We start from the raw sequence: 9,907 nt of genomic DNA on the forward strand, positions 1-9,907 counted from the left end.
ACCGCCATTTGTGTATTTTGTGCGTCACTCTAGGAGTGTAGCGTGTGGCGATGAGCTAATTTCACTGAGTAATCATCTCGTGTCAAACGCTGGTGTTTCTAGCTATTGGACAGTGATTGTACCAACCATACCAGCACCACGATGAGGTTCACAGTAGAAGGTGTAGTCACCAGCAGGTGCGTCTGCTGCAAAAGTGGTTGTTTCCTTTTGACCGGGACTCATGAGCAACTTCTTATGAGACAGAGATTTAGCTAAATCAGCGCTCTTAGAGGGGTTTTTGGCAGGATCAAACACTACATTATGGGGAGGAACTTTATTGTTCACCCATTCAATTGTGTCACCTGCTTTGATGCTCAACTTTTTCGGTTCAAATGCTAGCATTCCTTTATCGCTACCCAATTTCACCTTGTAGGTTTCAGCCGAAGCACTGGGAGTAAAAACAGCAAAGCTGCTAACAACTAAAAGGATTGTCAATACAGCTAAACTAAGGCGTCGCCAGCTTGCCGAAATTAATTTCATAGCTCTCTCCTAACAAACAATTTTTTTCCCTTTTTCATTTTAAATAAAATCAACACCAAATATGACAATCTGTCATAGATCAATTTTTTTTTTAAGAATGGAGAGCAATTTATTGCAAAAAGCTGTCCAGCTGTCCAATAAGTAGCAAGTGGGGAATAGGGAATGGGGAATGGGGAATGGGGAATGGGGACTAAATTCTTCCCAATGCCCTATTCCCGATGCCCAATGCCCTATTCCCAATGATTCAACTCCGGGATTTAGTAATAGATTTTCCCGCCTCCCCACTTAGTACCAACGATTTTGGGTTGTAAGAGAATATGACCGGCGATCGCTTCCAAGTCATCATCCGTCAGATTTCGCACTGCTGTGAAAATATCTGCGCTTTTGAGACTGGGGTGTATTTCGGAAATCTCTTCTTCCCCGTCGTAAGTAGTGGGATTTTTTAGGTAATCTACTAAACCTTCAATGTTGTTACGGTTAGGTGTTGCTAGTGCCAAGTCCTCTGGAGTGAGTCCCACGTTTTGGTTTGTCTTGGTAACTCCACCAGCATGACATTGGGCGCAAGCGTAATTAAATAAGCGTTTGCCTTCTTTGACTTGTTTAAGGCTGAGTACAACGGTATCACCCTGAGTATTTAATGGCACTGTTCGGGTAGCTTTGTCCAGTTCCACTGCTGTCGCGCTACCGACAATCAACTGAAACGAAAGTAAAACAGTAGCCACAACAACGCCAATTAGTCTTATAAACATGTTTCCCCTTAAAGATTTTGACGCTCAACACAGCTAAGAACGCGATTCTCAATCTCCAAGCTGCTAATTGCTAATGACTCATTGTTTGTCATTAGCTATCAGTGATTAGCCAAAGCCGAGATAGCCCTTTAGATGACTTCGTTATCACCCAGTGAGTCGCTAGTACCTTTTGGGCGTATTTCAGACGATATTTGGGAAATAATTGCCTTTGCATCTTCTAACGCCAAACGGGTCTTTTGGTGTTTGTAGGCGATTCCCAGTTGGTTGCACAGAGAAAACACTTTTTCTACAGGAATGCTGTAGTCGGCTGCTATCTCTGCGATCGATAGGTCTGCAAAACCCATAATGCTTGTTTTACTGATAGATAGAGATTGAGTCTCTGTAATACCAATATCACGTTAGGAGTGCAATTTATCGCCCAAAATACTGTTTGGGGAATGGGAACATGGGAGACAAAGGAGACAAGAGGAATAACGCCCAATACCCAATGCCCAATGCCTATTAACCTTTTCCCCCGGTAAAGGTAACGCTTTGAATAAAGTAACGATTAAAAAAGGCATAAATGCCTAAAGCTGGCAGGGTAAAGACCATAGAAGCCGCCATAATGTAGTTCCAATAGCTGATGTATTGACCTTTGAAAGTGTTCAGCCCCAAAGGAAGGGTAAACATTTCTGGGTCAAATAGGATAACTATAGGCAGTAAAAAATTATTCCAACTCCCCATGAACACAAAAACTGCCTGTGCTGCTAGTGCTGGTTTTGCCAAAGGTAAGACAATGTGTCGAAAAATTCCAAAAGTATTTAAGCCATCGAGTTGAGCTGCTTCTTCTAGTTCTTTAGGAAAATTAACGAAAAACTGCCGCATCATGAAGATAAAAGTGGCATTAACCATGCTAGGAACAATCATGCCTTGGTAAGAATTTAGCCAGCCGATCGCTTTTAAAATCAAAAATGTCGGAATCAGGGTGATTTGCGTCGGTACTGCTAGTACTGCCAAAATTAGGAAGAACCAAAAGCGCTTGCCCACAAAGCGCAGTCTTGCCAGGGCATAACCAGCCATTGAATTTAACAACAAGTTTAAAAGCGTAACGCTGACGGCGATCGCTACACTGTTGAACAACCAACGCCAAAATAGCGGTTCTTGGAGAAAGATTTGCCTGTAGTTGTCAAAAGTAAAATTCTTGGGGAGAAAGTTGGGTTCACCACTGACAATCTCTGTTAGAGACTTAAATGATGCTGAAAGTGCCCAGAGAAAGGGAATTAGGGTAATAATGGCATAGAGTGTCAGTAAGATGTACAACAGGGCTTTGAGCCAGGATAAGCCAGAGGTGTTAGTCAAATTCGTTCGCCTCCGAAAAGTCGCCGCTGAATCAAAGTGATGGTAATGATGACTGCTGTTAACAAAAATGCGATCGCAGCTGCATATCCCATTTGTAAATTCCGAAATACAGCTTGATAAATCAGCAGCACCACAGTTAAGGTAGCGTTGTTTGGCCCGCCAGTACCGCCAGAGAAGATGTAAGACTGGTCAAAAAGTTGAAAAGTGCCAATTACCCCCACAGCTACCACAAAGAAGGTTACAGGCGCAAGCAGGGGAAGAGTAATGCGGATAAATTGCTGCCACCCATTTGCACCATCGAGTTCCGCCGCCTCATAAAGTGTTTGGGGTATATCTTGTAACGCCGCCAGATAAATCACCATAAAAAACGGCGCGGTTGACCAAATGTTCATAAGCATAATGCCTTTGAGCGCAACTGCTGGATCGCCCAACCAGTTATAAGTAGGTAGCCCCACAAAAGCGAGAAAATCGTTTAGTAGCCCATCAGTGTTATAAATCCACATGAAGATTAGCGTTAGCACTGCTGAAGAAGTGACTGTGGGTAAAAAGTAGAGGATGCGCCACCAATTTTTACCGCGAATCCCAGAATTGAGAGTTACCGCCAGAATTAAAGCTAAGACTGTTTGAGTTGGCACAACAATAGCTACATATTCGGCTGTGTTTCTCAAAGCAATCCAAACCCTTTCATCTTCAGCTAATCGCGTGAAGTTCCGAAAACCGATGAACTCGTACTCAATACCGCCAAGAAGTTGGACTTTTTGCAAGGAAAGAAAAACGGCGTAGAGAATAGGTAAGACTACAAAAGTTCCCAAAACTAAAATGGTGGGCATCATGAACATATACCCAGCCAAGTCTTCTGTAATGTTCCACCTGGGGTTACTCCGGCGCCGGCTAATTTCAAACATTATTGAACCTCCATCTAATCCCGCACTAACCCGGCTGTAGCGATGGGTAGTGCATGATTTTATCGTACTCCTGTCAAAAAAGATTTAACCTCATTAAATGAGTCTCTATCTTTGGAAAAGATCCAAAGCGGCGAGTCAAAAGACGTCGCTTGTGTGAGTTAGCTAAAGATGTAACTTAGGGAACTATATATTTAGTATTTAGTTTCTTTGGGGATGCAGCTAATCAACTTTGAAATTTTAGCAGATAAAAGTGTGAGATTTACTTCATCAGATATTGAGTTAGTTTGTCGGGAAGTTAGAAATGCTATTCTTCTAGAAGAAATCAGTTCAGCTTTAACAACTTCAGATATGATTACTTATATCAATAATCTGCAAGATAGCAGCTTAAGTCTTAACGAAGAACAAGTCAAGGAATTTTTGGAAGAGTGTAAGAGAATGAGTGTGAAAAATCCTAAGTTAGAAACTCTGAAATTAGAATGGGCTTTGGATTAGTAAGAACCTCATAAAAATGGTGCTCGCTGTTTTGGCAGTTTTGGAAAAATAACTTTAGGAATATTAGGAGATTTTACTCGAAAACTGCTGCTAATAAGTATAGGAGTAATAGCGATCGCCTACATCTCAACTTGTCTATAATATATAGGACTTACGCACGAGTTACGGAATAACGAACCGCAGAGGCGCAGAGGACACAGAGAAATCAGAGTTTGAGAGATATTTTGCGTAAGTCCTAATATATTTAAATGTTTACAAGTTTTATTGTAGATAAGTAGGAAGAAGAATTTATTAGTAAGCTGAGAATTAAGACATTAACTTAAATGGTGATGATCAACAGACTATGAACACTCAAGCAAAACCTAATCTGAATGAGTTAGAACAATCTCATAGTGAGGACATTGAGACAATTACGTTTTTGTTGGCGAAGATTTCCAAGCGCAGTCCATCCGAAATTAAACCTCACCTGGATACCATGCTTGAGCGGCTAGTGCAAGCTGACGAGGAACGCCCTTTCTATGAAACTGCAAGCCCTACTGAGTGGGTAGCAGCATTTACTGAGTGGGTGGAGAGCCACCGAGAGCTTAACCTCCCATCGCTTTCTGATGAAGCCATTAGCCGCGAAAGTATTTATGGAGAACGAGGTTAAGTGCCTTACCTTGTAGATACTAATGTCTTGTTGAGGAGTGTAGACCTTAGCCATCCGATGAACCCAGATGCCACCAATGCTATCAGGACGTTACGCGATCGCGGCGAACAATTGCACTTCGTACCGCAAAACTTGATTGAATTTTGGAACGTCTACACATGCCCAACCGAGCGAAATGGTTTAGGGCGTAGTGTGGCAGAAACACAGACAGAAGTGAATTGCTTAAAAGCGTTGTCTCCATTGTTACTAAATAGTGAGGCAATTTACCAGGAATGGGACGAAAAGGTTGAGTCTCAAGAGTAAGAAATAGATCGATCCGTATGACCTTCAACACGATTCAAAAAGTCTTCTAAGACTTGCAAGAATCTTTCTGTCTCTTCAAGATGAGGCATGTGTGAACTGTTTTCAAACAGTGCCCACTCAGAGCCAGAAATACCTTGGTGAACTGTTTTGACACAAGTGGGCGTAACTTCATCGTAGCGACCTGAAAGCAGCAGTGTAGGCACGATAATTTCACCAAGGCGGTCTTCAATATTCCAGTCGATGATTTTGCCAGCACCCCGAAATTCTGTACCAACTTTACTGTAGGCTCTAGTTAAACTGCTGGGCCAAGGGTCTACTCGGCAAAGAAAAGAATGATTGAATACCTCCATTGCCTCTTTGTATTCGGGGTCTTGAGTAGTACCATCGGCTTCGTGTTTACGAATGACCTCTTGCACTTCGATTGGTAGCTCATTCATCAGGCTATAAGCTTCAGTGACAAATTGTTGAATACTAGAAGGTGTGCTAGCTAGAACGAGACTGGCTAATCCAGTAGGTTGAGAAAGGGCATGTTCCAATGCTAAACAACCGCCCCATGATTGTCCAAAAAGATGAATTTGGTCTAAATTTAAGGCACTGCGGACGGCGAAGAGTTCTTCTTTGAACAAATCAATAGAATATAAGTTGGGGTCTGTGGGGCGATCGCTATTACCACACCCTAATTGATCGTAAAAAATCACCCTGCGTCCGGTTGTGGCGATGCCTGCGGCGGGCGAAGCCAACGCTTCTAATGGTTCCAAGTAGTCGTGGGGTACTCCTGGGCCTCCGTGAAGACACAGCAGTGGTAGCTTTTGAGAATCTTCTTGGTCTGGTTTAACGATGCGATACCATACCTGATTACTACGGAATGAAATAAAATCTTCAATGGCAGAAATTGTACTCATGGAGTTAATATTTTTACTTTTTAAATAAGTATACGTAATTACTCCATCCCCTTGATCTGCTGATTAGCATCATTCTGTCCTCCCACCATCACCTGCTTTCATGGTTATTGCCACAACAAGGCGCTGACAAACTGGTTATCAAAGTTATTAACTCCCGCCACTAATGGCGATCGCAGTAAGTCTTGGTCATAGGCGGGAAATATTGAGCATTTGTATTGCAAGCAAGTGAGAACCAATGCTATGTCCTATTAGAATATGACTATAGTCATGACTATGGTTATTATGAAATCAATTTCCAAAAGTAAACTTAAATCTCAGCTTCTTGAGTTCTTACGACTTGTAGAGTCAGAGGGAGAAGAAATTGTAGTTACTGATCGCGGTAAGCCAGTTGTGAAAATTTCCAAATACGCACAAACACCTTCAACAGAAGAATTATTTGGGGAGATGCGCGGTAAAGTGAAGTACTTTGAGGATTTAACTACACCAACCACTGAGGAATGGACACAATTGTGAAGATAGTCCTTGACACTTGTGCCCTAATCTGGTGGAGTTTAGATCCAGCCAAACTTTCTGAACAAGCCAAAGAAGCGTGCAACTACATGGAAAGGGATAAAAATGGTTTTGTCCCGTCCATAGCTATATGGGAAATTGCGATAAAAATCAAAAATCAAAAACTAGATTTAGGAGTCAATCTTAACGAGTACGTAGTAAGGCTAAAAAAGTCTAGTACCGTTCAGATTGTACCTATTGATGAAAGTATTTGGATGGAAAGTGTCAATTTAGAATGGGGTCATCGAGACCCAGTAGATCGAGTTGTCGTTGCAATAGCCAAAAGTAATCAAGCTGGAATAATTACATCTGATAAAGAGATAGCAAATTTCTACTCAGAAGTGATTTGGTAGAGGTAAGGGATTTCCAAGAAATAAATTATCTCAAAAAACGAACCACAGAGACGAGGCAGTGCGTTGGGCGGGCAATGCCCGACTTGTTCGCGTAGCGTCTCCGACAGGAGAAGCAACTGCTGTGCAGAGAACACAGAGAGAGGAGAGATTAAGAGGATTTTTGCGTCAGTTTTAGAATATTTTTTTATTTGGAAGTCCCTAAGAAAGATTACTTACTCCATCGTCTTAATCTGTTGATTAGCTTCATTCTCTGCCTTCAGCATCGCCTGCTTTAATGGTTGTTGTCCCAATAAGGCGCTGACAAACTGGTTATCAAAATTATTCACGATCGCAGCTGGATACTGACCTACTTGCCACGGTGTAGCATAATCAACACCCGCTACTAATGGCGATCGCAATGGGTCTTGGTCATAACCCAAATTTTTTGCTACTGATTTACGTGTTGGCAAAGCAAACCCTGTTCCTGTCCACTTCTGCATCCCTACTTTACCCGTGAGATAAGAAATCAACTCCCAAGCTTCGGCTTTGTGCTGTGCTTGCTTGTTCATCACGTAGGCAACAGTCAACAGCATTGTGCCTTTTTTTTTATTAATAGTAGGTACTTGGACGGTAGCAAACTCAAGTTGGGGAAAGGTTTGAGTTAAGTAAGGAATTGCCCAGTTACCTTCAATCACCATTGCCACCTTGCCTTGACCAAACATTTCACTACCTGAGTTTGTGCCAACATCAGATTTTTGAGCAGAGGAGCGGTCTTTTTGATACTGATCTATCACTAACTCTAAACCCTGTAAACTTGCCTCACTGGCAAAGGTAGCATAACTATTTTGGTCAACGAGTTGCCCACCAAAGGCTTTAATTTTATAAACCTGACGTGCTAAGTCGGGGTTTTCTCCAAAGCCGTATCTGTTAAGTTTGCCTGTCAATTGCTTAGAGTAAGTGCGTAGTTCATCCCAAGTAGCTGGCGGATTACTCAAGCCTGCGGCAGCAAAGGCTTTTTTGTTATAAAACAGGGCAAGGGTGGAATAGTCTTTAGGAAGACCATAAATATGGTTCTGGTATTTGAAGCTGTCAAGTAGGCTATCCTCGAAGTCCGCTAGGTCAAATTCAGGGGTAATGTAAGCTTCTAGCGGTTCGAGAACATTTTGACTCATCAAAAAAGGAGCTTCCACCGACTCCAGATAAAAGACATCAGGCGCTGCTTCCCCAACCAGACGAGTTTTGAGCACATCCATGTATTGGTCAGAAATCGCCTCATATTTGACCTTAATATTTGGATGCTGTGCCTCAAAGTCTAGCAGTACCTGTTGCAAAAGTTTTTGCTCAACAAGATTGCCTCCCCAACCGCTAAGTTTGATGGTGACTGCGGTAGATGCTAAGGGTTTGCTTGGCAATTGTAGGCTGTGACAAGCAATAATAGCGATCGCGATCGCCATCACCAATGCCAAAAAATTAAATAATCCTTTATTGTTCACAAACAAATAATATTCTCTTTTTTCGCTTATACCTTGGCTATTAAGGAATGATATTTTACTTATTTGAAATTTTGGTTGAAAATTGCAAGCTAAAATAACGAAAAATCATCAGCAATGCTAATTAAAGCATACTGAGTTCCTTTGCAACCTGATTTAACCGAGGATACTTCACCCATAATCTATGTTGATGGATTCTGTTCAGATTGAAACAACTGCGCCACTGACCCTGGAATTTACCCAGATTGCCTCACCACCAACAGCAATCTCTTCAAACTCTCGAATTCCCAAGGATACTATTCGCACTAGTTTAAAAGCTTCCACTGCGGATTCTGTCTTAGCATCGGTTTACTCTCTGGGAACTGGCGGGATTTTACTCAGCAATTTCTTGGTGGAATTGGGTGCTAGTCCAGTGGTATTTGGGATGCTGTCCTCTATTCCCATGTTGGTCAATCTCATTCAGCCGTTGGGTGCTTACTTGTCTGAACGCAGCACCAGCCGCTTTCAATATTCTCTTCGGACACACGGAATTGGTCGGCTGCTATGGCTAGTTTTAGTAATTGGTATTGCAAGCGTCAGCTGGGGAGTGTTTAATCCTCACCAGTTAGTAATATTGACACTCTTGATTGTTCTATTCAGCAATCTTTTGGGAGGACTAGGAAGCCCATCGTGGCTAAGTTGGGTGGCAATGATAGTTCCCCGGCGATTACGAGGCAGGTATTTTGGAACACGCAATAGTGCCGCTAGTCTAACTAATTTAGTTTGTGTACCAATGGCCGGTCTAGTTGTATCGCATTGGTATGGGGGATCTCTACAAGGTTATGGGGTAGTTCTACTGGTAGGCATTGTGTTTGGGATTGTGGGATTGGGGTGTCAATATTTCCAGGTGGATATGAATCCGCGATGCCTACGGCAGCAAGCTACGCAAAACACTTGTTCTGGCAAGTTTCCTCAAACAAGTGAGATTCAGACAGAGGTTGTAAAAGATGAAGCGAGTACTGTACCTGAATCTAATTGTCAACCATATATACCTACTCCACAAAACCAATTAGATAACAGCATCTGGAAAAACTCTAACTTTTTGAGGTTTCTGCTGTATTTCAGCTTTTGGACGCTGGCTGTTAACCTCAGCAGTCCTTTTTTTAACCTCTATATGCTCGACACGCTGGATTTAGACGTAAGCTACGTGACTATCTACAACAGTCTTCAGGCGGGGGCGACTTTGCTGATGCTCATATTGTGGGGAAAATTAGCAGACAAGATAGGCAATCGTCCCATCCTCATCTGTGTTGGAATTTTGGTTGCAGCCACACCACTGCTTTGGCTGGGGATTGGTGTTAATCGCCTTGACATCTGGTTGTGGTTGCCACTACTACACATCTTGACTGGAGGTACTTGGGCGGCAATTGACTTGTGCAGCAACAATATACAATTGGCAATCGCACCAATTAAAAATCAGTCTATCTATTTTGCGATCGCAGCTGCCGTTGCTGGAGCGAGTGGTGCTCTAGGCACAACTATAGGCAGCTTTCTCGTCCAATTTGCTCAGTCTGGAGGCTTACTAGGCTTGTTTGCCCTCTCTGGTCTATTCCGATTAGTAGCCCTTGTTCCACTCATGTTTCTTCAAGAGCCAGGCAGAGCATGAGGGAGATAAGGAGGATAAGGTAGTATTTTTTCCC

The 9,907-nt window shown here is 42.5% G+C and carries 14 protein-coding genes; 6 read left to right on the forward strand and 8 right to left on the reverse strand.

What is annotated here, in order from left to right:
• Positions 1-102: 102 nt before the first annotated feature.
• From petE to V7K41_RS16500, 5 genes are all read right to left on the reverse strand, one after another.
• Complete coding sequence (petE, locus tag V7K41_RS16480) at positions 103-519, reverse strand: plastocyanin (RefSeq protein ID WP_334849763.1); 417 nt, start codon at positions 517-519, stop codon at positions 103-105.
• Between the two features lie 257 nt (positions 520-776).
• Positions 777-1,268, reverse strand: a complete 492-nt coding sequence (psbV, locus tag V7K41_RS16485) for a photosystem II cytochrome c-550 (RefSeq protein WP_104908421.1) — start codon at positions 1,266-1,268, stop codon at positions 777-779.
• Between the two features lie 128 nt (positions 1,269-1,396).
• Positions 1,397-1,612, reverse strand: coding sequence for a hypothetical protein (locus tag V7K41_RS16490; protein ID WP_334849765.1), 216 nt, complete (start codon positions 1,610-1,612; stop codon positions 1,397-1,399).
• Positions 1,613-1,769: 157 nt separating this feature from the next.
• Positions 1,770-2,606 carry a carbohydrate ABC transporter permease gene (locus tag V7K41_RS16495; protein ID WP_334849767.1) on the reverse strand — a complete coding sequence of 279 codons (837 nt, stop codon included), beginning with the start codon at positions 2,604-2,606 and terminating at the stop codon, positions 1,770-1,772.
• Positions 2,603-3,511 (reverse strand): carbohydrate ABC transporter permease, encoded by a 909-nt coding sequence (locus tag V7K41_RS16500; protein ID WP_334849769.1) that lies wholly within the window; start codon positions 3,509-3,511, stop codon positions 2,603-2,605. The genes V7K41_RS16495 and V7K41_RS16500 overlap by 4 nt, the downstream gene beginning before the upstream one ends.
• A gap of 213 nt (positions 3,512-3,724) precedes the next feature.
• Between V7K41_RS16500 and V7K41_RS16505 the strand changes: the two genes are divergently transcribed.
• The 3 genes from V7K41_RS16505 (at position 3,725) to V7K41_RS16515 (ending at position 4,955) form a co-directional block, all read left to right on the forward strand.
• Positions 3,725-4,003, forward strand: coding sequence for a hypothetical protein (locus V7K41_RS16505; RefSeq protein WP_334849771.1), 279 nt, complete (start codon positions 3,725-3,727; stop codon positions 4,001-4,003).
• A 343-nt stretch (positions 4,004-4,346) separates the two neighbouring features.
• Positions 4,347-4,652, forward strand: a complete 306-nt coding sequence (locus V7K41_RS16510; RefSeq protein WP_334849772.1) for a hypothetical protein — start codon at positions 4,347-4,349, stop codon at positions 4,650-4,652.
• Complete coding sequence (locus V7K41_RS16515; protein WP_334849774.1) at positions 4,653-4,955, forward strand: type II toxin-antitoxin system VapC family toxin; 303 nt, start codon at positions 4,653-4,655, stop codon at positions 4,953-4,955.
• On the opposite strand, the gene V7K41_RS16520 is transcribed toward V7K41_RS16515, so the two are convergent.
• Positions 4,946-5,857, reverse strand: coding sequence for a proline iminopeptidase-family hydrolase (locus tag V7K41_RS16520; protein WP_334849776.1), 912 nt, complete (start codon positions 5,855-5,857; stop codon positions 4,946-4,948). The two genes, V7K41_RS16515 and V7K41_RS16520, sit on opposite strands and share 10 nt — an antisense overlap.
• A 104-nt stretch (positions 5,858-5,961) precedes the next feature.
• Entirely contained in the window at positions 5,962-6,093 is a 132-nt protein-coding gene (locus V7K41_RS32910) for a hypothetical protein (protein ID WP_442943205.1), read from the reverse strand.
• A 31-nt stretch (positions 6,094-6,124) separates the two neighbouring features.
• Here V7K41_RS32910 and V7K41_RS16530 point away from each other — a divergent pair, with 31 nt between their 5' ends.
• Together V7K41_RS16530 and V7K41_RS16535 are read left to right on the forward strand one after the other, a co-directional pair.
• Positions 6,125-6,370: a type II toxin-antitoxin system Phd/YefM family antitoxin gene (locus tag V7K41_RS16530; RefSeq protein ID WP_334849777.1), complete on the forward strand. Its 246-nt coding sequence runs from the start codon at positions 6,125-6,127 to the stop codon at positions 6,368-6,370.
• Positions 6,367-6,759: a type II toxin-antitoxin system VapC family toxin gene (locus V7K41_RS16535; protein ID WP_334849778.1), complete on the forward strand. Its 393-nt coding sequence runs from the start codon at positions 6,367-6,369 to the stop codon at positions 6,757-6,759. Before V7K41_RS16530 ends, V7K41_RS16535 begins: the two co-directional genes overlap by 4 nt.
• 212 nt (positions 6,760-6,971) lie before the next feature.
• Here V7K41_RS16535 and V7K41_RS16540 read toward each other — a convergent pair whose 3' ends face one another.
• On the reverse strand, positions 6,972-8,192 hold the full coding sequence (locus V7K41_RS16540; RefSeq protein WP_334849786.1) for an ABC transporter substrate-binding protein: 1,221 nt from the start codon (positions 8,190-8,192) through the stop codon (positions 6,972-6,974).
• A gap of 226 nt (positions 8,193-8,418) precedes the next feature.
• Here V7K41_RS16540 and V7K41_RS16545 point away from each other — a divergent pair, with 226 nt between their 5' ends.
• Entirely contained in the window at positions 8,419-9,873 is a 1,455-nt protein-coding gene (locus V7K41_RS16545; RefSeq protein ID WP_334849780.1) for an MFS transporter, read from the forward strand.
• Positions 9,874-9,907: the final 34 nt, after the last annotated feature.

It is taken from the genome of Nostoc sp., assembly GCF_036917415.1.
Taxonomy (GTDB): domain Bacteria; phylum Cyanobacteriota; class Cyanobacteriia; order Cyanobacteriales; family Nostocaceae; genus Nostoc.

Bases quoted from the DNA above. Each gene is read 5' to 3' on its own strand.
- V7K41_RS16500 (WP_334849769.1), bottom strand. From the start codon at position 3,511: ATGTTTGAAATTAGCCGGCGCCGGAGTAACCCCAGGTGGAACATTACA.
- V7K41_RS16505 (WP_334849771.1), top strand. From the start codon at position 3,725: ATGCAGCTAATCAACTTTGAAATTTTAGCAGATAAAAGTGTGAGATTT.
- petE (WP_334849763.1), bottom strand. From the start codon at position 519: ATGAAATTAATTTCGGCAAGCTGGCGACGCCTTAGTTTAGCTGTATTG.
- V7K41_RS16540 (WP_334849786.1), bottom strand. From the start codon at position 8,192: ATGGCGATCGCGATCGCTATTATTGCTTGTCACAGCCTACAATTGCCA.
- psbV (WP_104908421.1), bottom strand. From the start codon at position 1,268: ATGTTTATAAGACTAATTGGCGTTGTTGTGGCTACTGTTTTACTTTCG.
- V7K41_RS16545 (WP_334849780.1), top strand. From the start codon at position 8,419: ATGGATTCTGTTCAGATTGAAACAACTGCGCCACTGACCCTGGAATTT.
- V7K41_RS16490 (WP_334849765.1), bottom strand. From the start codon at position 1,612: ATGGGTTTTGCAGACCTATCGATCGCAGAGATAGCAGCCGACTACAGC.
- V7K41_RS16510 (WP_334849772.1), top strand. From the start codon at position 4,347: ATGAACACTCAAGCAAAACCTAATCTGAATGAGTTAGAACAATCTCAT.
- V7K41_RS16520 (WP_334849776.1), bottom strand. From the start codon at position 5,857: ATGAGTACAATTTCTGCCATTGAAGATTTTATTTCATTCCGTAGTAAT.
- V7K41_RS16530 (WP_334849777.1), top strand. From the start codon at position 6,125: ATGACTATGGTTATTATGAAATCAATTTCCAAAAGTAAACTTAAATCT.